This is a genomic window from Flavobacterium sp. ACN2 (assembly GCF_002303885.1).
Classification (GTDB): Bacteria; Bacteroidota; Bacteroidia; order Flavobacteriales; family Flavobacteriaceae; genus Flavobacterium.
The window spans coordinates 180,429-202,586 of the sequence record NZ_MRCM01000001.1; the positions used below are offsets into that span (position 1 = coordinate 180,429).

At 34.3% G+C, this 22,158-nt stretch carries 22 protein-coding genes; 7 read left to right on the forward strand and 15 right to left on the reverse strand.

Annotated elements, in window-relative coordinates; all coding sequences use genetic code 11:
• The first annotated feature begins 22 nt into the window (after positions 1-22).
• Complete coding sequence (locus tag BSF41_RS00655) at positions 23-2,842, forward strand: PAS domain-containing protein (RefSeq protein WP_095927606.1); 2,820 nt, start codon at positions 23-25, stop codon at positions 2,840-2,842.
• On the opposite strand, the gene BSF41_RS00660 is transcribed toward BSF41_RS00655, so the two are convergent.
• A complete protein-coding gene (locus BSF41_RS00660) occupies positions 2,832-3,263 on the reverse strand; it encodes a response regulator (protein ID WP_095927607.1) in 432 nt (143 codons plus the stop codon). The two genes, BSF41_RS00655 and BSF41_RS00660, sit on opposite strands and share 11 nt — an antisense overlap.
• A 237-nt stretch (positions 3,264-3,500) precedes the next feature.
• Here BSF41_RS00660 and BSF41_RS00665 point away from each other — a divergent pair, with 237 nt between their 5' ends.
• The gene (locus tag BSF41_RS00665; protein WP_095927608.1) at positions 3,501-4,001 is read left to right on the forward strand and encodes a pyridoxamine 5'-phosphate oxidase family protein; all 501 of its coding nucleotides are present in this window, start codon (positions 3,501-3,503) and stop codon (positions 3,999-4,001) included.
• A gap of 555 nt (positions 4,002-4,556) precedes the next feature.
• On the opposite strand, the gene BSF41_RS00670 is transcribed toward BSF41_RS00665, so the two are convergent.
• The 3 genes from BSF41_RS00670 to BSF41_RS00680 form a co-directional block, all read right to left on the reverse strand.
• A complete protein-coding gene (locus tag BSF41_RS00670; protein WP_095927609.1) occupies positions 4,557-5,270 on the reverse strand; it encodes a DUF72 domain-containing protein in 714 nt (237 codons plus the stop codon).
• The gene (locus tag BSF41_RS00675; protein WP_095927610.1) at positions 5,267-5,998 is read right to left on the reverse strand and encodes a DNA-formamidopyrimidine glycosylase family protein; all 732 of its coding nucleotides are present in this window, start codon (positions 5,996-5,998) and stop codon (positions 5,267-5,269) included. Before BSF41_RS00675 ends, BSF41_RS00670 begins: the two co-directional genes overlap by 4 nt.
• Positions 5,999-6,069: 71 nt before the next feature.
• On the reverse strand, positions 6,070-6,642 hold the full coding sequence (locus BSF41_RS00680; protein WP_095927611.1) for a ferritin-like domain-containing protein: 573 nt from the start codon (positions 6,640-6,642) through the stop codon (positions 6,070-6,072).
• Positions 6,643-6,829: 187 nt separating this feature from the next.
• On the opposite strand from BSF41_RS00680, the gene BSF41_RS23665 reads away from it, so the two are divergent.
• Positions 6,830-7,369 (forward strand): hypothetical protein, encoded by a 540-nt coding sequence (locus BSF41_RS23665; RefSeq protein ID WP_172426832.1) that lies wholly within the window; start codon positions 6,830-6,832, stop codon positions 7,367-7,369.
• Positions 7,370-7,445: 76 nt separating this feature from the next.
• Here BSF41_RS23665 and BSF41_RS00690 read toward each other — a convergent pair whose 3' ends face one another.
• The 5 genes from BSF41_RS00690 to BSF41_RS00710 form a co-directional block, all read right to left on the reverse strand.
• The gene (locus BSF41_RS00690) at positions 7,446-8,093 is read right to left on the reverse strand and encodes a DUF5661 family protein (protein ID WP_095927612.1); all 648 of its coding nucleotides are present in this window, start codon (positions 8,091-8,093) and stop codon (positions 7,446-7,448) included.
• 90 nt (positions 8,094-8,183) lie between these two features.
• On the reverse strand, positions 8,184-8,348 hold the full coding sequence (locus tag BSF41_RS00695; RefSeq protein ID WP_008463190.1) for a DUF1328 domain-containing protein: 165 nt from the start codon (positions 8,346-8,348) through the stop codon (positions 8,184-8,186).
• Positions 8,349-8,428: 80 nt separating this feature from the next.
• Positions 8,429-9,526, reverse strand: coding sequence for a DNA topoisomerase IB (locus tag BSF41_RS00700; protein ID WP_095927613.1), 1,098 nt, complete (start codon positions 9,524-9,526; stop codon positions 8,429-8,431).
• A gap of 41 nt (positions 9,527-9,567) precedes the next feature.
• Positions 9,568-9,807, reverse strand: coding sequence for a Rho termination factor (locus BSF41_RS00705; protein WP_095927614.1), 240 nt, complete (start codon positions 9,805-9,807; stop codon positions 9,568-9,570).
• Positions 9,808-10,268: 461 nt separating this feature from the next.
• Entirely contained in the window at positions 10,269-10,850 is a 582-nt protein-coding gene (locus tag BSF41_RS00710) for a hypothetical protein (protein WP_095927615.1), read from the reverse strand.
• A 148-nt stretch (positions 10,851-10,998) separates the two neighbouring features.
• Between BSF41_RS00710 and BSF41_RS00715 the strand changes: the two genes are divergently transcribed.
• Complete coding sequence (locus BSF41_RS00715; RefSeq protein ID WP_095927616.1) at positions 10,999-11,586, forward strand: DUF4142 domain-containing protein; 588 nt, start codon at positions 10,999-11,001, stop codon at positions 11,584-11,586.
• 217 nt (positions 11,587-11,803) lie between these two features.
• On the opposite strand, the gene BSF41_RS00720 is transcribed toward BSF41_RS00715, so the two are convergent.
• The 5 genes from BSF41_RS00720 to galA form a co-directional block, all read right to left on the reverse strand.
• Positions 11,804-12,787 (reverse strand): aldo/keto reductase, encoded by a 984-nt coding sequence (locus BSF41_RS00720; protein WP_095927617.1) that lies wholly within the window; start codon positions 12,785-12,787, stop codon positions 11,804-11,806.
• Between the two features lie 346 nt (positions 12,788-13,133).
• Positions 13,134-14,186, reverse strand: coding sequence for an NAD(P)-dependent alcohol dehydrogenase (locus BSF41_RS00725; protein WP_095927618.1), 1,053 nt, complete (start codon positions 14,184-14,186; stop codon positions 13,134-13,136).
• Between the two features lie 230 nt (positions 14,187-14,416).
• On the reverse strand, positions 14,417-14,824 hold the full coding sequence (locus tag BSF41_RS00730; protein WP_095927619.1) for a cupin domain-containing protein: 408 nt from the start codon (positions 14,822-14,824) through the stop codon (positions 14,417-14,419).
• A gap of 308 nt (positions 14,825-15,132) precedes the next feature.
• A complete protein-coding gene (locus BSF41_RS00735; protein WP_095927620.1) occupies positions 15,133-16,002 on the reverse strand; it encodes an AraC family transcriptional regulator in 870 nt (289 codons plus the stop codon).
• A gap of 283 nt (positions 16,003-16,285) precedes the next feature.
• Positions 16,286-19,108 carry a beta-galactosidase GalA gene (gene galA / locus BSF41_RS00745; protein WP_095927622.1) on the reverse strand — a complete coding sequence of 941 codons (2,823 nt, stop codon included), beginning with the start codon at positions 19,106-19,108 and terminating at the stop codon, positions 16,286-16,288.
• Positions 19,109-19,321: 213 nt separating this feature from the next.
• Between galA and BSF41_RS00750 the strand changes: the two genes are divergently transcribed.
• A complete protein-coding gene (locus BSF41_RS00750) occupies positions 19,322-19,702 on the forward strand; it encodes a hypothetical protein (RefSeq protein WP_095927623.1) in 381 nt (126 codons plus the stop codon).
• Positions 19,703-19,843: 141 nt separating this feature from the next.
• Here the strand turns inward: BSF41_RS00750 and BSF41_RS00755 are convergent, their stop codons facing one another.
• Positions 19,844-20,338, reverse strand: coding sequence for a TlpA disulfide reductase family protein (locus tag BSF41_RS00755; protein WP_095927624.1), 495 nt, complete (start codon positions 20,336-20,338; stop codon positions 19,844-19,846).
• A gap of 307 nt (positions 20,339-20,645) precedes the next feature.
• Here BSF41_RS00755 and BSF41_RS00760 point away from each other — a divergent pair, with 307 nt between their 5' ends.
• Together BSF41_RS00760 and BSF41_RS00765 are read left to right on the forward strand one after the other, a co-directional pair.
• Positions 20,646-20,948, forward strand: a complete 303-nt coding sequence (locus BSF41_RS00760; RefSeq protein ID WP_091496855.1) for a helix-turn-helix transcriptional regulator — start codon at positions 20,646-20,648, stop codon at positions 20,946-20,948.
• Between the two features lie 7 nt (positions 20,949-20,955).
• Positions 20,956-22,062 (forward strand): NADH:flavin oxidoreductase, encoded by a 1,107-nt coding sequence (locus BSF41_RS00765; protein ID WP_095927625.1) that lies wholly within the window; start codon positions 20,956-20,958, stop codon positions 22,060-22,062.
• Positions 22,063-22,158 lie beyond the last annotated feature (96 nt).

The window sequence follows — 22,158 nt, forward strand, 5'->3', positions numbered from 1 at the left end:
CAAGACGAAAAATAAGATTTTAATGAATAGCAACAAATATGATTTTCTAGCAAACGGAGGAGAAATGGGTATGCTTACTCGCGACAAAGATTGGAGTAAAACTGCCATTGGACCTGTGGAATCATGGCCTCAAAGTCTTCGAACTACTTTAGGAATTCTTCTAAACTCTAAATTCCCCATGTTTTTATTTTGGGGACAAGATCATATTTGCTTTTATAATGATGCCTATCGTCCAAGTCTAGGAAATAACGGTAAGCATCCTTCTATTCTAGGCCAAAAAGGAGCCGATTACTGGCCTGAAATCTGGGATTTTATTAAGCCTTTAATCGATCAAGTGCTTCAAAACGGGGAAGCAACATGGCACGAAGACCAATTATTGCCAATTTATAGAAATGGAAAATTGGAAGATGTTTACTGGACATTTAGCTACAGTCCTGTAAATGATGAAAACGGAAAAACAAGTGGCGTTTTGGTAATTTGTAATGAAACTACCAAACAGATAAATACTCTTAAAAAACTCGAAGAAAGCGAAAGACGTTTTAGAAATACAGTTAAACAATTGCCTCTTGGAATTTGTGTTTTAAAAGGAGCCGATCTTATTGTCGAGATGGCCAATACCACTTATCTGCATATCATTGATAGAGAAGAAAGTGCCATATTAAACAAATCTATTTTTGAATCTGTTCCCGAAACTAGAGAAACTGCCTATCCTATTATAAAAAAGGTTTTCGAAACTGGCGAACCTTACTATGCAGATGAATTTGCTGTAACCTTAAATCGTTACAACCAAGAAGAACTAGCTTATTTCAATCTCGTCTTTTATCCTTTAACTGAAGAAAACGAGATTACGGGAGTTATTGTGGTTGCGTATGAAGTAACCGAAGAAGTAAAAGGCAGATATCTTCTGGCAGAAAATGAAAAAGCTTTTCGCAATATTGTAATAGATTCTCCTATTGCAATGGCAATTTTTAGAGGAAAAGATTTCGTTATCGAAATGGCCAATAAAGCCATGATGCATAACATTTGGCAAAAGGAAGAAAAAGAATGTATTGGAATTCCGTTACTAGATGTTTTTCCTGAATTGAAAAACCAAAAATATCCTGAATTATTACATGATGTTCTTAATGGAAAAACGATTCGGGAGAATGAGGCAGTCGCTTATGTTGACATTAAAGGAAGTCTAAAAAAATTCTATCTGGATTACGAATATACTACGCTATACGAAAAAAACGGAAAGGCATCTGGCATAATGTGTACGGTTTATGATGTAACTTCTAAAGTTAAAGCCAGAAAAAAACTGGAAACTGCCGAAGCAAGAACGCGTTTGTCTACTGAAATTGCCCAAATTGCCATGTGGGATTTAAATCTTAAAACAAAGAAACTAATCTACAGTGATACTATTCTAGACATTTTCGGATTTGAGAAAAACACAAAGATTGTGCATCAGGACATTCGAAGTCGTGTACTTCCAGAAGACGAGGATATTGTTCTAGACGCTTTCGCGGAAGCATTAAAAACAGGAATTTACAAATATGAAGCTCGAATTTTAAAAGTAGATCATTCGATTGCATGGATTAAAGTTCAGGGTAAAATCTTTTTTGATGAAAACAACGAGCCTTCTAAAATGTTGGGAACTGTGATGGATTTTACAATCGAAAAAGAAATTCAGCATGTTTTAATGAAGAGCGAACAAAAATTTAGACTTCTCGCCGATTCTATACCTCAATTTATTTGGACGAGCGATACCCTGGGAAATTTGAACTATTTTAATGAAACGGTTTATAGCTATTCTGGATTGTCTAAAGAAGAAATCGAGAAAAACGGCTGGCTCCAAATTGTGCATCCCGACGACCGCGAGGAAAATGTAAAACTATGGATGGAATCTGTAAAAACAGGAAATGATTTTCTGTTTATTCACCGTTTTAAGCGATATGATGGCGAGTACAGATGGCAGCTCAGCCGTGCAATAGCGCAATTGGATGAATTTGGAAAGATTCAAATGTGGGTTGGAACAAGCACTGATATAGAAGAACAAAAGAACTTTACCAATAAACTAGAAGATCAAATTATAGAGCGTACCACACAATTGGAACTCAAAAACAGGGATTTGATTAATATGAATATAGAATTGCAGTCATTTGCTTATATCTCAAGCCATGATTTGCAGGAACCGCTGCGAAAAATTCAGACTTTCGCAAGTCGATTGGCTACTTTGGACGAGCAGAATATTTCGGCAAATGCCAGATCTTATTTAGCTAGAATTGAGTTTTCGGCAAAGAAAATGCAAAATCTAATTCAGGATTTATTAACCTATTCCCGCACCAATTCTGCCGATCGTATTTTTACAACGGTTAAAATAGACGAAATTGCAGAAGAAGTAATAAGTGATTTTTCTGATCGAATTGAAGAAAAAAATGCTATTGTAGAATATCACGATTTAGGAGAAGCCAATCTTATTCAGTTTCAATTTAGACAGTTATTACATAATTTGGTAGAAAATGCCTTGAAATTTTCTATTCCTAGTGTTCCTCCAAAAGTGAAAATTTCTGCTACGCAAATTGATGGAAAATCGCTTCCTAATGCTGAATTTAAAGACAAAAATTACCTCCATCTTCAAGTTGAAGATAACGGAATTGGTTTTGAACCTATTTATAAAGAAAAAATCTTTGAAGTTTTTCAGCGCTTAAATACCGACAGTGAATACAAAGGAACTGGAATTGGTCTTGCAATCGTGAAAAAAATCGTTGAAAACCATAGAGGTTTCATCACAGTTTCTAGCGAAAAAGGCAAAGGCTCTACTTTTAATATTTACATTCCCGATTTGTCTGAAATTAATATTTAAACACAAAATTGGATTGATTAGGAATAAATTTTTCCCAATCAATTTGCATCGCGTGCTCTATAGATTTTATAATGTCTTTCATTAAAACTGGCTTTGTAATAAAGCAATTGGCGCCAAGTTTACGGCATTTTTCAATAATTCCAGGTTCGCTTGAAGTAGAATAAATTACAACAGGAATATCTTTTTTATAATCTGAAGTTCGAAGTTCTTCTAGAACATCAAACCCATTTTTTCCAGGCATGTTTAAATCTAAAAAAACGACATAAGGCGTAACAGGCGGATGGGAAATTGCGTTTAAAAAATTCTGCCCACCAGAATACGTTTGAAGTGTAATGTTCTGAGGTATAGATTCTACGGCATCAGCAAAAATACACAAATCATCTTCGTCGTCGTCGGTATAGAATATAGTAAACTCTCTCATGCGTCTTTTGGCTTAGAATTTTAATCTCTCAAATATAATGTAATTTTATGTAACAAACAGATTTTGAACTAATTTCTTACAAAAACAGCAAATTGAAATCTCATAATTTATAAGCTTAATTATATAATCTAAAAAAGGGTAAAAAGAGCCAACTTTACTTGTAGCTATTATCAACGACAAACAAAATAGTATTTGTCAAGCAATTAACTATAAAATATAACTTAAAAGTATACTATTATGGGCGATCATAAAGACCTTACAGACGAATTTGCAGTAGATAAAATAAAAGATCTAGCTGAGCACATTAAAACTTGTATGTTTTGTACATACAATGAATATAGATTACAGTCACGACCGATGTCTGTTCAGAAAATTGATGATTTGGGGCAGCTTTGGTTTTTATCTGACCGAAACAGCAGTCAGAATGCAGAAATTACTTTGAATCCGATGGTTGAAATATTCTTTTCTGAACCGCATGATAAATTTCTAACGCTTCACGGAACCGCAAGCATTTCATACGATCGAGAAACTATCGAAAAATTATGGAATCCTATAGTAAAAATCTGGATGCCTGGCGGTGTAGACGATCCGAATCTAAGTGTTATAAAAGTAGTCCCTGAAGATGGTTACTATTGGAACAACAAAAACGGAAAAATGGTTGCCATTGCTAAAATGACAGCGGCTTTTGTAACAGGAAAAACGATGGATGACGGAATTGAAGGAAGCTTGAAATTATAGCTTTTTTAAAGTTTTTTAACCGCAAAGAGCGCAAAGTATACGCTAAGTTCGCTAAGATTTTTTCTTTTGCTTGCCTTGTGTATACTTTACGCTCTTTGCGGTTATTTTTTTGCCATAGATTAAGAGGATTAAAAAGATTTAAAATAGATACGAATTACTTCGCCTATTCGTCCTTCATCCTCGAGTCATAAATTATTTTTCCCGCAGATTTAGCAGATTCAGTAGATTTTGAACATAGAATCAGCCTAATCTGCTAAATCTGCGAGAGAGAAATAACAAGTTAAAAAGTTATAATTTTGTGAAACAAATTATTCCGAAAGCAAATTAAACTCAAAGCTTTGCGAACTTTTTCACGCATGCATTAAGCCTTCAAAATAATAATAAAAAACTTTGCGCACTTTGCGTTAAAAAAAAACTGCTATCGGGAGCCTGAAACAAAAATTATTCAGCAAGCAAATTAAACTCAAAGCTTTGCGAACTTTTTAACGCATGCATTAAGCCTTCAAAATAAAAAAAAACTTTGGGAACTTTGCGTTAAAAAAAATACAGACAGACTTAAGCATTCATTCTCTTCAATTCCAGAGCATTCAAAATACCCGCTTCGCTTGCTGTATTATTAAAATATACAAATCCTTTTTTGGAATGAATCTGATGGTTTATTTGCTGTAATTCTTCTGTAGAATAACTAGAATGAAATAATTTCGGGATTCCGTGAAAACGAATGTAAAGCAGTGGAAAATCTTTAAAAATAGTTTTAGGAAGATTAGGATAACTTACACTGCAAAAGGTAATATTATTTTCTTTGAAAACAGTCCAAACCTCATCATTCCACCAGCTTTCGTGACGAAATTCGACTACATTTTTAAAATTATAATCCAAACTATTGATTATGGTTTCTAATTTTTCTCGGCTAAAAACGTAACTCGGCGGAAATTGAAATAAAACTGTTGCCAGCTTTTCCTTCATTCCTTCTTTACAAACTTCATAAAAGTCATTGAGAAGAGTTTCACATTCTTGCAATTTTTTTATATGCGTAATTTCTTTTGGCACTTTAACCGAAAACTTGAAAGATTCAGGCGTTTTATTATACCAATTTTGAAAAATACGAACGGTCGGAAATTTATAAAAACTTCCGTTAAACTCATACGTATCAAAATGATGGCAATAAAAATCAAACCATTGCTTTGAAGGCAGATTTTGAGGATAAAAAATATTTTTCCAAAAACTGTTATAAAAACTTGAACATCCTATTATTACTTGATTTTTCATTTGTATAGTTGTTGACAATTGGTGCAGAAAAAGCTTCTGCGTTTTCGTTCTCCCGTCTGTTTTTTTTCAAATGGCAGATTACATCGTAAGCAAATACTTTTGGTATAAGCTTCCCAATGTTGTTTCAGTTCAAATTTCTTTTTCCAGTATAAAAATTCAAAACTGTAAATAGAAGATTCAGCAATTAGCTGGCTTATAAGATGAGGCGGAATCTTCTCCACAATCGACTCTGGATGAACATAGCAGCGATACAAAACCTCATTTTTTATGATATTGCCCACTCCAGAAAAAATATCCTGATCTAATAGTACATCACAGATCATTTTCTCAGGCATTTTTTCAATACTCATCTGTGCTTTTTTCGGATTCCAATCTTCATTCATTACATCAACGCTCCAATCATAATTAGAATTGATATCGCCCTCTATGATTTTAACTGAGCAGGTGTAGAAATTAATTTCGCCCTTATCAAAAACCAAACTCAGTCTGGGTTTTGAAGTTTTGCGTTCGTTAACTCGATAGGTTCCAAACATCAGCATGTGAATTTTTACTGTAAAAGAATCAAAACAAATTAAAAAATGCTTCCCCCAGGTTTTAAAGGCAAGAATCGTTTTATCCTTCAGTCGAGAAATATCAATATGGGTATTTCCAGATACAGAAATTATTTTCTGTCCGGTAAATTGCTGCACTTCTTCTTTTAAGATTACTATAGACGGACCTTCGGGCATATACTGTATTTTTTATTCAACTAAAAAAAGTGCAGTTTTAGTACTGCACTTTTATTTCATTTTTCAAACCGCTATTCAATTTCGGCAGCTTCAAGATTCACTGCATTTACAGCGACTTCTGTAAGGGTTTTATCGGCTCCTTTTTCTTCATCGAGTGTTTGTTCCAATAAAGTTGCTGCTTCTGGCAAACCAAGCGTTTCTGCAAATTGTCTTAAAGTACCGTAAGTGGCAATTTCGTAATGCTCGATTTTCTGACTTGCCGCAATAATTCCTGCATCACGCACTACTCCAAGCTCCGTTTCTTCCAGCATTCCTTTGGCTTCTTCAATTAAACCTTCCATCGCATCGCATTTTTTTGCCGTTGCTTTTTTGCCAATAATTTTAAATACCTCTTCCAAACGGACAATTTGTTCTTCTGTTTCGGTTAAATGATTATCAATTGCATCTTTCAATTCAACAGAAGAAGCATTTTTAACCATTACAGGCAAAGCTTTTATCAGGGCTTTTTCTGCCCAATAGATGTCTTTAAGCCCGTCTTCAAATAATTCGGTTAATCCTGAAGCGGCATTAGATTTCGGCTTCGTAACGCCTCTCGGTGTAGTTTCTTTTGCAGCAGCTGCATTTTTACTATCTGTAGTTTTCATGGTAATAGTTTTTATGATTAATATGATGGTAAAATTACTGCCTGTACTATCAGACTGGTTATATGATTACAAGTTAAAATTCCATTCTAAACATCTGTTAATTATAGAATTACACTAAATAATTTTATAATATATTCCGCCAACTTCATGCTAGCTTTGTATATATAATCATTAAAAAACAGCGATCATGAATACTATAGATAAAAACAACAGCACAAATAAAGATTTCAAAAATCATTTCTCAAATGATCGAAACCTTGCAGAAGATCTTAAAGATGATATTAAAAAACCCGATAATGATAATCGCGAAATTGCAGAACGAGGTTATACGGTAAGAAACGGCTACAATCCGAACAGACCAAATCCAGATCAAGACGATTTTGTAAGTGATGATGATTTGGACGATCTAAACGACGATTTTCATACTGACAGAGATCTCGAAGACAACAACGACGATGTTTATGAAGTTGAACTGGAAGATGATAATTATGCCGAAGAAAATGACGAATTTGATAATCCTTCCGATTTAAAAGAAGACGAATACGACTTTAACGAAACCGAAGATGTTTTGGAAGACATTGATGATGAAGACGATGACGATGATGATGAAGACGAGTACATCGAAGAGGATATTGATGAAGAAGATGATACTGATTATATCGAAGACGATGTTCAGGAAGATAAGGATGATGAAAGGTATCCAGAAAATGATCCGCGAAGATTGTAATAGTTCATTCTACGAAAAAATAAAAACCGTCTCGTTAAACAACGAGACGGTTTTTTTGAGTCTAAAACTTAACTACTTAATCTCCAATAATTTTCAATACTGGAATATCGTCCATTCGGGCTAAACGCTCGGCTAATCCGGCTCTGGCTTCATTAAGCTCTTGCTCAGCTTTCCCTAATTCTATATACCATTTTTCTTTACCGACTGGCGATGACTCTATTTTTCTGATAATTTCATAAATCTCACCCTCTGCTTCCATTACTTTTAGCCTTTTATAATAAGTCAGACTTTCGGTCATGTGTGCAAGCGCAATCATAGCGGTCAAAAACGGATGGTTATTGGTCACATTTACATCTTTTACCCTACCGTGTTCCAACTCTACTTTTAATGCAAAAGCGAATTCTTCCATATTAAAAGCTTCATGTTTGCTTTTCGGATCCAGATAAGCTTTTATTGCATGAACATTATTCATTGTAGAAAGATCAACATCGGTGTGATTCTTATCATTTAAATCTTTAAAAACCACATTTGCAATAGCTCGTGCTTCTGCAGTTGTCGGATCATTTTCAGGATTTTCAAAATCACGTACCGACCAATCCCAATCTTTAGGATGAACAGGTTTTATATACTTTTCACAAAAATCTGTCACATCATTCTTTAGGCTTACCATTTCATCTTCTCTTTTGATATAAACATCCTGGTAAGCACCGCTTTTTGTTCCCATGACTTGGCTTTTTTTATTGAAACCACAAACGACACATTTACTAAATGAAATGTGCCGTTTTTGATTTGTTTGTATTTACTGATACTTCTTCTATACTCTTGTTGATCTTCCGCTTATTAAAGAAATAACAAAAAGAACTAAAAATATAAAGAATAAAATTTTTGCTATACTAGCAGCTCCAGCGGCAATTCCACCGAAACCAAATATTCCCGCCACTATGGCTAGAATAATAAAAGTGACTGTCCAACGTAACATAATAATAGTTTTTTAGTTAATAATGATTTTGTTTGTATTCCAAACTTTTGAAGCTTTTGGGAGAGATGCTCCAACTCTTTTTATTGACATGATGCTTCTAGATTGATCTCATAATTTTGAATCAATTCCGAGAATGCGCTTTCTGTTTTTGTAAAATATTTTTTAGTGCTTCTGCTTTTTTTGACCTTATCAAAATACTCCTGAATAGAACCATCTTCATAAGTCGAAATCAAAAGCGGATGAACGTAATAATCTTTGCATACTTTTCTGGTGTTTCCGAGCGCTTCGGCTGTCAGATCAAAAGCAGTTATAATATTCTGCTTGATTTCTTTTTCGTCTGAAGTCACTCCTATTTCCATCAGGCTTTCAAAGAAAATAATAGAGGCTGCCCAGGTTCTAAAATCTTTCGCGCTGAAATATTCGCCCGATATATTATGCAGATATTCATTGACCATATGACTGTCCAGTACTTTTTTCTCTCCGTTTTTATCGTAATATTTAAAAACTTCCCAGCCTGGAATTTCTTCACAACGGCTCACCAGTTTGATCAATTGTTTGTTTCGGGTCGTAATGGTATGCTGTTTTCCTTTTTTGCCAACAAATTCAAATCGAAGCGAATTCTTATTGATATTAATATGACGTTTTCTAAGAGTCGAAAGTCCGTACGATTTGTTGTCTTTGGCATATTTCTCATTTCCGATTCGAATATGCGTTTCTTCCATTAATCGAATGACCAAAGCGGTTACTTTTTCTTTAGACCATTCCTTCTGTTCCAGATCAAGATCAACTTGCTTTCTAATCGCTGGGAGTTTAGACCCAAATTCAGCAATTTTATAAAACTTGGTCTGATTTCGAATCAAATTCCATTTTGGATGATAACGATATTGTTTTCTATTTTTAAGATCAGTTCCTACGGCTTGTAAATGTCCATTTGTAATATCGGTGATACGAACATTCTCCCAAGCTGGCGGAAGTACCAGACTATTAATGCGTTTAATTTCATGTTTGCTTTTTACATTCTTTCCGTTCTTTTTATAAACGAAATTTCCTCCTTCGCGACAGCGTACAATTGTCAATTGATAATCATTGATGTACTCCAAATCTAGTTTTTCAATTACTAAATGTGGCGCTTTTATCAGCTGATTCATTAAGATTTCTTTTTTGGCTGTGGCGTTCATGATATTGCTATTTTTATCGCATTAATGTTTTGTTTTAAATTTTAGTTATTTCTTAAAGACTCAATCAAGGCTTTTTTATTCATATAAGATCTTCCTTTTATGCCAACTTTACTTGCTTGTTTCAGAAGTTCCTCTTTTGTCCATTCGTCATAAGGTTTTGCTTTTCCACCTTTCTTCCCCGCATCTGGAGTATTGGCAATACGAGCCGATTTTTCTTTGCTGTATCCTTTTTTTACCAATGCTTCATATTGCTCTTCATTCTTAATTCTTGGATTTGGCATGACTTAAATTTTTAATATTATTTCTAAAAATCTGATAAGTCAAAGTTCTTTAAAAAGTAAGGTGATTCTGTTATAGAATTTTGGCTGGAAATTTCATTTTTGTGGGATGGGAATTGTGAAAGGCGAAATGTAAAATTTTGTTTTTTTGTAAAAAGTGAAATGTTAGATTCAGAAATAAAAAAAAGATTGCCTTTGTGGGCAATCTTTTTTAAGTCGAAGATGGGAATTGTAAAAGTATATTTTGATAATAGAATGGAACTGTAATTATTCCGTCTTAACTTTTATGTATGCATAAGATATTTTATCTGATCCATTGTTAAAAATATTAATTTCATTTACACCTTCAATATTTTTCCATCTAATTAAATCTCGAGGATTTTTAAAATCTGGAACAGAATATGGCAAACCGAAAATCTCAATATTGTCCTCAGAAAAATCATATTTCGATAGGTCATTAATAGTTATCCAATCTGATTTTCCATTAATAAATATAATTTCAAATTTAAGCTAAACAATCCCCAAAAATCTCCTCCTACATCAATTTTCTGAATCAATTTATCGGTCTTTTTTTCGATGATTTTTACTCCCGAAATTCTTTTTTCTTTTGAAATAATTAATTTAAAATAATTCCCTTTTAAAGAAACGGGCTGTAGAATTTCCCTTTGTGTCCCTTCTTCACCATTATTATAATTAAGGTCAAATTCTTTTGTCAAACAAATTTTAAGTTCTTTTCCCGAAATCAAATCTTTCCAAATTCCGTTTAATTGATCGCTTTCTGCATTATAATTTTCGAAACTTAATTGGGCCGTTTCTTTATCATTTTTATCTTTTTCAGTGAATACCAAAGTAGTTCCTTTCAACTTAGCGTTTAAAACAATTGGAGTGTCATAATTGGAATAAGCATAAATTGCCGATCCTTGCCCGTCAGAATAAATATCGGTTACAAATTCAATTGGATATTTATCAATGAAACCTTTATAATTGATTTGGCCTGATACAAGAGCTGTAGCTAAAAGAAATAGAATTGTAATTTTTTGTTTCATGAATAATCTTTTTACTTCCTAATATACAAACATACATTTTCTAATTATAAAAGAGCATCCAAATCCTATAACAATCTCTCAAAATCCTGTAAGACATTCCTGTATGTTCTTAATAATTTTACATCATAACATTTAAACTATTAAAATCATGAAAAAGTTATTATTAGCCGGAAAAGCCATTTTAGGAGCAGGACTTATTATATTATTCCTTCAATCTTGTAAAAACGAAACTAAACAAGAGGATCCAAAAGAAGTTGCAGAAGATGCAAATGAAGCAAAATTTGATTCTATTGACAGCAAAGAAGATGATTCTGAATTTTTAGTAGATCAAGCTGAAATTAATTTAGCTGAAATCGAAATCGGTAAACTGGCACAAACAAAAAGTACAAACCCTGAAGTGAAAAAATTTGGTAAAATGCTTGTTGATGAGCACACTAAATCGGCTTCGGAAGTTAGTGCTTTAGCAAAAGCAAAAAACTTTACTCTACCAACTTCTCTAACTGAAGAAGGTCAAGAGGAATACAATAAACTAAACGAAAAAACGGGAGTTGATTTCGATAAAAAATTCGCAGACATGATGATTGATGGTCACGAAAAAGCGATTAAAAAACTAGATAAAGCTGCAAAAGATGCTAATGATCAGGAAGTAAGAACTTGGGCTTCTAACAATATTGCAGGTTTAACAGCGCACTTAGAACATGCTAAAATGCTGAAACAAAATCTAGACAAAAAGTAAAAATGTATTAAGACGCTAAGATTCTAAGGTCCTCAGATTCTAAGTTAAATTATCTAAGAACCTCAAATCTTTGCTAAAAAAACCCCTCAAGAGTTGAATTGCTTGAGGGGTTTGTTTTTTTTAGATGCTTTTTTTTAGATGCTAAGATTCTAAGTTGCTAAGGTTTTGAGTTTTCTCTTAGTTGCTTAGTATCTTAGCGTCTTAGAATCTCAGAAACTTACTTCCCAGCTATCTTCTGCAGATGTTCTGGGTATCTTGATCCTTCAATTGTAATTTTTGAAGCTGCATTTTCGATTTCTGCTAGATCTTGTGCAGAAAGTACTAAATCTGTTGCGCCAAGGTTTTCTTCCAAACGATGTAGTTTGGTTGTTCCTGGAATTGGTGCAATCCAAGGTTTTTGAGCCAAAATCCATGCAAGCGCTACCTGTGCGTTTGTTGCTCCTTTATCAGAAGCTATTTTAGATAATAAATCTACTAAAGCTTGATTTACTTTTCGGGCTTCTGGCGTGAAACGCGGAAGTGTATTTCTAAAATCTGTACTGTCAAATTGCGTGTTTTCATCAATTTTAGCCGTTAGAAAACCTCTTCCTAGCGGACTAAAAGGCACGAAACCAATTCCTAATTCTTCTAATAGCGGAAAAATTTCTTCTTCTGGAGTTCTCCACCAAAGAGAATACTCGCTCTGAAGCGCTGTTACAGGCTGAACTGCATGTGCACGTCGAATACTTTCTACGCCCGCTTCTGAAAGTCCAAAATGTTTTACTTTTCCTTCCTGAATTAAATCCTTTATAGTTCCTGCAACGTCTTCCATAGGAACATTTGGATCAACACGATGTTGGTAATACAAATCGATTACCTCGGTGTTTAATCTTTTTAAGGATCCTTCAATGCTTTTTCTAATCCATTCTGGACGGCTGTCTAATCCTTTTTTAGAATCGCCTTCCAAAAAACCGAATTTTGTGGCAATTACAACTTTATCACGAAAAGGCGATAATGCCTCTCCCAATAACTCTTCGTTCAAAAATGGTCCGTAACATTCTGCCGTATCAAAAAAAGTAATTCCTTTTTCGTAAGCAGAACGCAACAAACTTATCATTTCTTTTTTATCATGAGCTGGCCCGTAGCCAAAACTCATTCCCATGCAGCCCAGTCCCAACGCGGAGACTTCTAAGCCACTATTTCCTAGTTTTCTTGTTTGCATGTTTTTTTTTAAAGTTTCTAAGATGCTGAGATGCTAAGGTTGTAAGTTTTCTTTACTTTGTCTTTAAATCTCGGTTATTTTTTAAAGTTTCTAAGATGCTGAGACGCTAAGATTCTAAGTTTTTTTCTCTTTAATCCTACTTAATCTCTGCTCCTTGTTTTTTTACATAATTTCTAAATTAGCCAAGATTCTAAGCACTAAAGAGAAAACTTAGCATCTTAGTATCTTATATAATTTTCTTTACTTTGAGCTAAATCAACATCCTATTTTATCACTTTCTAAATTAGCCAAGATCTAAGCACTAAAGAGAAAACTTAGAATCTTAGAATCTTAGCAACTTAGCATCTTATTTAAGCGACTCCATATCAATTACAAAACGGTATTTAACATCTCCTTTTAGTAATCTTTCGTAAGCGTCATTTACATCGTTAACACCGATTACTTCAACGTCTGATGTGATATTATGTTCGGCACAGAAGTCTAACATTTCCTGAGTTTCAGCGATTCCTCCTATCAAAGATCCTGAGAAACTTCTTCTTCCTAAAATCAAGCTGAAAGAAGTTACAGGAAGCGGATCCATTGGCGCTCCAACTAAAGTTAATGTTCCGTCTACTTTCAATAAATTTAAATACGAATCAATACTGTGTTCAGCAGAAACGCAGTCTAAAATGAAGTTTAAACTTCTAGCGTGTGCTGCCATCTGCGCTTCATCTGTAGACAATACAACCTCATCTGCTCCAAGGCGTTTTGCGTCTTCTGTTTTAGATAAAGATGTAGTAAAAACCACAACGTGAGCTCCCATAGCCTTCGCTATTTTTATTCCCATATGGCCAAGACCGCCAATACCTACAATTCCAACTTTTTGACCAGGACCAACTTTCCAATGTTTTAATGGTGAATAAGTTGTAATTCCTGCACACAATAATGGTGCAACAGCAGAAAGTTCTAATTTATCTGAAATATGCAGTACAAAGTTTTCATCAACTACAATACTTTGAGAGTAACCTCCATAAGTTTGTCCTCCTAAGTGTTTGTCAGGCGAATTAAATGTTTGGATATTTCCTTCATCACAAAATTGCTCTAAATCATTTTTGCAGTGCTCACATTCTCGGCAAGAATCAACCATACAGCCCACTCCCGCTAAATCTCCAATTTTGAAACCTTTTACATGATCTCCAACTTTTGTTACACGACCTACAATTTCATGTCCAGGAACAATCGGATAAATTGTACCATGCCATTCATTTCTAGCTGAGTGTAAATCGGAGTGACAGATTCCGCAATATAAAATTTCGATTTCTACGTCGTGTGCCTGTACTGCTCTTCTTTTAATATCTAGGGTCTTTAACGGTGCTTCGGCAGCTTCGGTACCAAAGGCTTTAATGTCTTTTGTTTCCATAATTTATTGTTGTTTTTTGTTTCAAGTTTCAAGTTTCAGGTTTTAAAACTGTTGAAAAAAGGCATAGAAATTCTACCAAATCATATTGATTTACAAATAGTTATATAAATTTCGATTATTTTTACCTAATCAAAAAATATAATGTGTTATAAATCAGTAAAATCTGCGCAAAACTTAGAATCTCAGAATCTTAGAAACTTAGTGTCTTAGTATCTTAGAATCTTAGCAACTTAGCATCTTTCAAAAGAATAATATTCTTCATCAGTAACACTTTCCAGCCAAGTTCCATGACCTTTGTCTATTTCTGTTACAATGGTAATATGAGAATATTTTGTCGTTGGTGTTGCTCCGTACCAATGCTCAATTCCAGGTAAAACCGTGATTACTTTCCCTTTTTCGATAAGATTAATTTGTCCGCCTCTTTCTTGGTAATAGCCAACTCCATCTGTTACAATGATCAACTGCAGACTAGCGTTACTGTGCCAATTGCTTCTCGCTCCGGGTTCAAAAGAAATATCTTTGATAACAGTATTTTCAGGATGAATTTCGCTTGTCTGCTTTTTATATGACACTTCGCCTGTCATATAAGTATTTGGAATTTTACCTTCTTCGGTTACGGCAGTGAAATGTGTCGACATAATTTCGTTGTTTTTAGGTTAATAATTAATTTTTAAATTCTTATAAGCTTATTTGAATGAAATAATCAGTACATCGAATCTCTTGATAGAAGGAGATTTTGATTTTAATTAATACTTTAAAAATTTTATATTTTTCTATTATCAAAATTTAAAACTAAATGCAAAGCGGAGCATGCTTTTGTGAAGTGTTATTTAGTCATTAAAAAAACTGATACAAAGATTCGTTGTTTATTTCAGGGCAAATGTAGTACAATACTACAATGCCGAAATAACAATATTCAAACAAAAAATTAAGAAATTGAAACAATTTACATTCGAAGCGATTTCGGAACCGTTCCTGTAAGTCTTTTAAAATAATTATTGAAATAACTCGGATATTCAAATCCAAGCGAATAACCAATATCAGAAATACTCCAGTCTGTGTGCTGCAATAAAGCTTTTGCTTCATTGACAACTCTTTCTGTTATGTGTGCCGTGGTTGGTTTTCCTGTAACTTCTTTTACCGAACGATTTAAATGATTGACGTGAACAGAAAGGCTCTGTGCGTAATCTTGAGGTGTTTTTAAAGCTAAAGGTTGATCTTTGGTTTCTATGGGAAATTGTCTTTCTAATAATTCTAAAAACAAAGAAGTAATTCTCGAAGAAGCATTTTTATGTTTAAAGAAGTTCTCCGAAGGCTGCATTTTCATTGATTCATGAATAATCAAATTGACATAACTGCGCATTAAATCGTCTTTGAAGGCATAATCGGTTTCGTATTCTTCGATCATTTTTTGGAACAAGGAATCGATAAACACCTTTTGTTCAAGAGTTAACGTAAAAATTGGAGTTCCTCCTATTTTAAATAAAGGCGATTCCTGAAGGGTTTCAGAACGGTCTTTGGTTTTAAAAAATTCTTCGGTAAAAACGCAGGCATAACCTTCGAATTTCTCAGAAATAGTTTCCCAAGAATATGGAATAATCGGATTACCAAAAAACAGAATCGTCCCGTCAGTTTCTATTCCGCGGTCAGCGTATTGTATGATACTTTTACTAGTATTAATACAGATTTTATAAAAGTCTCTTCGGCTGTAAACGGGAACTTTACTGAAATCTCCATTTATAGGATAAACTTTAAAACCTTTCATCTTCAAATCTGAAGTGAAATCGCAATTCTGAGTTTCTGATTGATTATTCATTTTGCAAAGTTATGAAAATCAAACAATATTTTTTGTTTCAGGTTTAAAGTTTCAAGTTTTAAACCGCAAAGTTCGCTAAGAATTACGCAAAGGTTCGCAAATGAATTTACAGTTAAATTTAGAAATTCAGATTTGTCCTCCTGAGCGAAGTCGAAGGATATGCGCATTTTATATTGCATGTCGAGTCACTTACGTATCCTTCGACTTCGCTCAGGAAGACATAAATTGAGAAAAAACTTTGCGAACCTTGCGTAAATCTTAGCGTGCCTTGCGGTTAAAAAAACTACTTCACCACAATCACACTATTCTTTAATCCTTGCGCGGAAGCAGAAAGTACAGCTTCCTTCACATTTTCATCTTTCTGGATGATGATTTGCGCATAACCATTAAACAGCTTTCTTTTCCAAGGTTCTGCTGGCGTTATTACTTGAATAATTCCGGGATCGGTATTCATAACATCCCAGTCTTTTACTTTTTGCAAAGGCGTTGCTGCAATGTGAATCGTGTTTTTCCCTTCTTTTAAAATAGCCGAATTCAAAACATATTTTTGAGAATCATCTTTACTTGGTCCAACTTTATTTCCGTTGACGAAAACCACTGTTTCAACTCCTAATTTTTTGTAAAAGAAACTCACAACATTCGAAGCGGAGTTGTTTTTCAAATCAAATTCTCCTTTATAAATGTAAGACGACGCTTGTTTTTTGTAATCGCGATCTTTAAAAGCTTCTGTCCACTCTTTATCTGAATAATTAGACAATTCCTGAGGCAGAGAGGCAGTTGTTGCTTTTTGTTCCATAAAATTACTTATAGCAACCAAGGTGATATCATCAATAATTTGATCGCTTTCTAACGAAGTTGGATCTCCGTTTCCTACTCCTAAAATTTTACCGCCTTTAATAGAGAACATAATTTCATCGTTTGCTGTCGGAATGTGCAAGCCATTTTTATCTGTGGTTTCAACCGTTAAAACAGAAACATTTCCTTTCAATATATTTTCTTTATCTAAAGAAAGTTTGATGTTTTCTGCTTTTCCGGTAGTTTTGTGAACATCAGAAAGTACTTTTTTGCCGTTTTTATAACCAACCGCTTCCAAAGTTCCTGCAGTATACTTTACTTTCCATTCTAAATGACTATTTTGCTCCATTTTCTTTTTCCCCAAGCTCTTTTTGTTAAGGAAAAGCTCCACTTCATCACAATTCGAATATGCCCAAACATCAATTTCTTTGCCTTCCATTCCACTCCAATTCCAATGTGGCAATACATGCAAAACGGGTTCTTTTCCCCACCAAGATTTTAAATAGAAAACATTGTCTTTCGGGAAACCGCAAACGTCCATCATTCCGAAATAAGACGTTACAGACGGCCAACCATACGGCGTTGGCTCTCCGCGGTAATCAAAACCTGTCCAGATAAACATTCCTGCCAAATAAGGTCGTTCAGCATAAAACTTCCAGCCTTCTTCTATACTATAAAAAGTTGGTCGAGGTTTTTTATCGTAAGCACTTTGATAATGTTTGGCATCATCTGTAAAATAAATGCCTCGGGTTGCAAAAGTCGAACCTTCCTCGGTTCCCATTCCCGGCTGATTTTTAAACTGATTTCTATGCGCATCAATATCTCCGTTTCCGAGATAATTATATCCCATAATTTCTACAACAGAAGAGATTCCGCTTTTAAATCCGCTGCTGATTCCTACCGTTACAGGTCTCGTCCGATCGATGCTTTTACTAAAATCCTGCATGATATTGGTAATTCTTTCACCTGTAATTCCGCCCTCAATCTGCCATTCTTCATTTCCAACTGACCAGCAGAAAATACTCGGATGATTTCGGTCACGCTCCATCATTCGCTGTAAATCATTCAAATGATACTCATTGATTCCCATGAGACGGGTTTCGTCAATAACCAGCATTCCTAATTTATCGCAAGCATCAAGCAATTCAGGCGTTGGCGGATGATGCGAACAGCGGTACGCATTTGAACCCATTTCTTTCAGTTTTGCAATTCTATAATACTGAATTTCATCTGGAAGTGCTGTTCCAATTCCCGCGTGATCCTGATGGTTGTTTGTTCCTTTCAGTTTTACAGGTTTTCCGTTAAGGAAAAAACCATTTTCTGGATTAAACTCAATTGTTCTAATCCCAAAAGAGGTTTTATAGCTGTCAATTACTTCTCCATCCTTTTTTATTTCAGTAATTAGCTGATATAAATTAGGGGAATCAATATCCCACAAAAGCGGATTTTCCACTCGTAATTTTGAACTATAATTTATAGTTTGATAAAATTCTGGCGCCAATACATTTTCAGAAGAAATTGCAACCTGCTTGTTTTTATTATTTAAAATGGTTTGAACAACTTCTATCGAACCTTTAAACTTTCCGTTGTTTTTAATTTTTACATCTGCCGTAACTAATGCATCATTTCCCATCAATTCAGAAGTAACATAAGTTCCATTTTGAATTATGTGAATCGGATTCGTTTTTTGCAAATAAACATGTCTATAAATTCCAGCACCTTCATAAAACCAGCCTTCTTCCATAGAAGCATCTACCCGCACTACAATTGTATTTTCGCCTCCATAATTAACATAAGCCGATACATCATATTCAAAACCATTATAACCACTTTCTTCGGTTCCTAAATAAAATCCGTTGAAAAAGACTTTTGAATTTCTAAAAACGCCATCAAATTTTAGAGAAATAATTTTCCCTAAATCTTCATTCGGAATATTTATCTTTTTTCTATACCAGCCAATACTTTTCTCTGGGAAATTTTTGCCTGCTGATTTGAATCCGTGACTGAAACTTGCGGTTTCACTAAAAGGCTGTTCAACTGCCCAGTCATGTGGCAAATCCAATTTTCTCCAAGCGCGATCATCAAATCCAGAAGCCGCTGGTCCATCACCAAAGCCCGTTTTGGTTAAATACGAAAAATAACCTTCGGCGTGACCGAAATCTTTTTTGGTATCGTATTGATGACCAAATGAAAAGCTCCAATCTTTATCGATTAAAACAAGCGCTCTCCCCGATTTATTTTGAGCCAATAAATGGAATGAACAGACAAGAAAAAAACAGAGAATTGTTTTTTGAACAAAAGTGGTTTTCATAAGTTTGGTTTGTTAGTAAAATCAAATAGTGATAAAAATAAAGTTTTTAGAGAAGAAACATTAATAGTATTTTATCAAAATATGATAACTCGTTCATAACAAATGTTTCTAGAATAGGCTTTCAAAATTTAGAATGAATCTAATGGCTTCAGATTCAAAAATGATTTTCTTTTAATGTAATTTTATATTGAAATCTTAAAAAGCAATTCTACTATGAGTACTATTATGAATGAAAATAGACTCCAAACGACTTTCAAAAACCTTGATCATAAGATTAACAAACTTAATGATCAAAAGATTGTGGCTTTTTTTGAATCTTTAGGATTATTAGAAAGAAAAGACGTTCCGAAGGACTTTTTGAACTGGGAAAACATATTAATTGTGGTTCCCAATCGACATGTTTCTCACGAACTGAAATACTATAAATATACCATTTCACGAATTTCATTCTTAACAAATCCTTACGCAGATCAAATTCACATTTTTGATCTCAAAGATTGGAAAAGCGCATCGGGAAACAAAACGCAGTTTCAGATAAGAGAAATGCTGAAAACGAGTTTTGGAGGTGTAAAAAAAGTGATTAAAGAGTCTTAGAAATTAAAAGCCCAATATTATCGATTGGGCTTTTTTGTTTTTAACCGCAAAGAGCGCTAAGGTTTACGCAAGGTTCGCAAAGGTTTTAAATTCTTAGCGTGCTTAGCGTAAACCTTAGCGCTCTTTGCGGTTAAGGAAAATCTATTGAACCTCTAAAAGCTCTCTAATTTTATCTTCTAAAGCCTGTCCGTGAATATTTTTTGCTAAAATAATTCCGTTTTTATCAATTAAAAAATTCAATGGAATAGATTGCAACATATAATCTCCAATAACCGGAGATTGCCAGTATTTTAAATCACTCACATTTGTCCAAGGCAATTTTGCTTTTGCGATTGCTCCTATCCATAATGGCTTTTTGGTATCCATAGAAACTCCGTAAATTGATAGTTTGTCTGGATACGCATTGTGCAATTTTATTAATAGAGGTTGTTCTTTAATGCAAGGTCCGCACCAAGAAGCCCAAAAGTCTATTAAAACTAAAGTTCCTCTTAAAGAAGAAAGTGCAACTTTCTCTCCTTTTGTATCTGGAAGATCAATTTCTGGAGCAATATCTCCAATATCTACACCTACAACTTGAGCTTTAGAACTGGTAATTACACAACACAAGAACGCTACGATAAGTAAAGTTTTTTTCATAATAGATTAAGTTTTATTTGTTTTGGGGCATTTTATCGATTTGACTTGTCATTCTGAGGAACGAAGAATCACACTAGATATTCCACATGTAAAATCTCCAATCTTTGTAGAGTTTCTGGTGTGATTCTTCGTTCCTCAGAATGACAGAAATGACGTAAAATTGTTTGCGTCATTATCTGAAAAGCAAATATAATTTTTTTATCAAACCTTGCATAGTTCTTCCCTACCATTCTGCTCCCAATCATAAAATTATCCTAAATATTTTTCTTTAAATCCATATATCGGGAAAAGTCGATATATTTGCACCATGGAAACGATAGAAATTTTTAAAGCATTATCGAACAAATCCAGACTACAAATGCTGGAATGGTTAAAAGAGCCCGAAATTAACTTTCCGGGACAGCTTGAGCATGCCGGATTTGAGCATGGTGTCTGCGTTGGGCAGATTCAGGCCAAAGCTGGTTTGACACAATCCACAGTATCCGAATACCTGTCTATTTTACAGCGCGCTGGTTTTATTGAAGCCAAACGTGTTGGACAATGGACTTATTATAAACGTAACGAAGGTGCCTTTGAAGCACTCAGTAAATTAATTCAATCTAATTTGTAAAATTACTATGAGTACAAACAACCTATTTTCAGAACTTAACCTAAAATCGTTAAACCTGAAAAACCGAATCGTAATGGCGCCAATGACGCGCTCTTTTTCTCCTAACGGAGTTCCAACTGATGAAGTCGCAGCTTACTACCAAAAAAGAGCTGAAGGCGAAGTTGGTTTAATTTTATCTGAAGGAACTGTTATTGACAGAAAATCTTCTTCTAATGATGCGAATGTTCCTCACTTTTATGGCGATTTAGCTTTAAACGGATGGAAAAAAGTGATTAACGAAGTTCACTCTGCGGGTGGAAAAATGGGTCCGCAAATTTGGCACATGGGAATTATGGACAACCACCATTCTGGATGGGTTCCGCCAGTTCCTTTTGAAGGTCCGTCTGGATTAAACCGTCCTGACTTTAGAAATGGTGTTGCCATGACTGAAAAAGATATTGAAGATACTATTCTTGCTTTTGGAAAAGCTGCTGCTGATGCGAAAAGATTAGGCTTTGACACTGTTGAAATTCACGGTGCACACGGTTATTTAATTGACCAATTCTTTAGAGCTGAAACCAACTTGCGTGAAGATATTTATGGAGGAAAAACACTTCCTGAGCGTAACCGTTTTGCTATTGAAGTGGTAAAAGAAGTGAGAAAGCAAGTTGGAAACGACTTTGCTGTGATTATGCGTTTTTCTCAATTTAAACCTTCTGATTATAATTATAAATTAGCTAAAAACCCGCAGGAATTAGAAGCTTGGCTTACTCCTCTTGTTGATGCTGGTGTTGATATCATTCACGCTTCGCAACGTCGTTTCTGGGAACCTGAATTTGAAGGTTCTGATTTAAACTTTGCTGGATGGGCTAAAAAAGTAACTGGAGCGCCAACTATTACAGTAGGTTCTGTTGGACTTTCTGGTGATTTCTTTGGTGCATTTGCAGGAGAAAGTTCGCAACCGACTTCTTTAGAAGAATTAAACAGACGTTTCGACAGAGGCGATTTTGATTTGGTTGCCGTTGGAAGACCTCTTTTATCAGATCCGAATTGGGTTGCTAAAATCAAAGCAGGAAAAACTGAAGAATTAAAAGGCTTTACTAAAGAAGCTCTAAGCCAATTGGTTTTAGAATAATTTTTTTAAGATACAAAGTTACAAAGGTTCAAAGGGACAAAGTTTTTCCTTTGAACCTTTTTTATTTTCTAAAATATTAAGGGATAAATAGAATAT

What these genes read in the sequence shown, in the direction of transcription:
- BSF41_RS00655 (WP_095927606.1), top strand. Translation starts at nt 23, where the DNA reads ATGAATAGCAACAAATATGATTTTCTAGCAAACGGAGGAGAAATGGGT.
- BSF41_RS00660 (WP_095927607.1), bottom strand. Translation starts at nt 3,263, where the DNA reads ATGAGAGAGTTTACTATATTCTATACCGACGACGACGAAGATGATTTG.
- BSF41_RS00665 (WP_095927608.1), top strand. Translation starts at nt 3,501, where the DNA reads ATGGGCGATCATAAAGACCTTACAGACGAATTTGCAGTAGATAAAATA.
- BSF41_RS00670 (WP_095927609.1), bottom strand. Translation starts at nt 5,270, where the DNA reads ATGAAAAATCAAGTAATAATAGGATGTTCAAGTTTTTATAACAGTTTT.
- BSF41_RS00675 (WP_095927610.1), bottom strand. Translation starts at nt 5,998, where the DNA reads ATGCCCGAAGGTCCGTCTATAGTAATCTTAAAAGAAGAAGTGCAGCAA.
- BSF41_RS00680 (WP_095927611.1), bottom strand. Translation starts at nt 6,642, where the DNA reads ATGAAAACTACAGATAGTAAAAATGCAGCTGCTGCAAAAGAAACTACA.
- BSF41_RS23665 (WP_172426832.1), top strand. Translation starts at nt 6,830, where the DNA reads ATGAATACTATAGATAAAAACAACAGCACAAATAAAGATTTCAAAAAT.
- BSF41_RS00690 (WP_095927612.1), bottom strand. Translation starts at nt 8,093, where the DNA reads ATGGGAACAAAAAGCGGTGCTTACCAGGATGTTTATATCAAAAGAGAA.
- BSF41_RS00695 (WP_008463190.1), bottom strand. Translation starts at nt 8,348, where the DNA reads ATGTTACGTTGGACAGTCACTTTTATTATTCTAGCCATAGTGGCGGGA.
- BSF41_RS00700 (WP_095927613.1), bottom strand. Translation starts at nt 9,526, where the DNA reads ATGAACGCCACAGCCAAAAAAGAAATCTTAATGAATCAGCTGATAAAA.
- BSF41_RS00705 (WP_095927614.1), bottom strand. Translation starts at nt 9,807, where the DNA reads ATGCCAAATCCAAGAATTAAGAATGAAGAGCAATATGAAGCATTGGTA.
- BSF41_RS00710 (WP_095927615.1), bottom strand. Translation starts at nt 10,850, where the DNA reads ATGAAACAAAAAATTACAATTCTATTTCTTTTAGCTACAGCTCTTGTA.
- BSF41_RS00715 (WP_095927616.1), top strand. Translation starts at nt 10,999, where the DNA reads ATGAAAAAGTTATTATTAGCCGGAAAAGCCATTTTAGGAGCAGGACTT.
- BSF41_RS00720 (WP_095927617.1), bottom strand. Translation starts at nt 12,787, where the DNA reads ATGCAAACAAGAAAACTAGGAAATAGTGGCTTAGAAGTCTCCGCGTTG.
- BSF41_RS00725 (WP_095927618.1), bottom strand. Translation starts at nt 14,186, where the DNA reads ATGGAAACAAAAGACATTAAAGCCTTTGGTACCGAAGCTGCCGAAGCA.
- BSF41_RS00730 (WP_095927619.1), bottom strand. Translation starts at nt 14,824, where the DNA reads ATGTCGACACATTTCACTGCCGTAACCGAAGAAGGTAAAATTCCAAAT.
- BSF41_RS00735 (WP_095927620.1), bottom strand. Translation starts at nt 16,002, where the DNA reads ATGAATAATCAATCAGAAACTCAGAATTGCGATTTCACTTCAGATTTG.
- galA (WP_095927622.1), bottom strand. Translation starts at nt 19,108, where the DNA reads ATGAAAACCACTTTTGTTCAAAAAACAATTCTCTGTTTTTTTCTTGTC.
- BSF41_RS00750 (WP_095927623.1), top strand. Translation starts at nt 19,322, where the DNA reads ATGAGTACTATTATGAATGAAAATAGACTCCAAACGACTTTCAAAAAC.
- BSF41_RS00755 (WP_095927624.1), bottom strand. Translation starts at nt 20,338, where the DNA reads ATGAAAAAAACTTTACTTATCGTAGCGTTCTTGTGTTGTGTAATTACC.
- BSF41_RS00760 (WP_091496855.1), top strand. Translation starts at nt 20,646, where the DNA reads ATGGAAACGATAGAAATTTTTAAAGCATTATCGAACAAATCCAGACTA.
- BSF41_RS00765 (WP_095927625.1), top strand. Translation starts at nt 20,956, where the DNA reads ATGAGTACAAACAACCTATTTTCAGAACTTAACCTAAAATCGTTAAAC.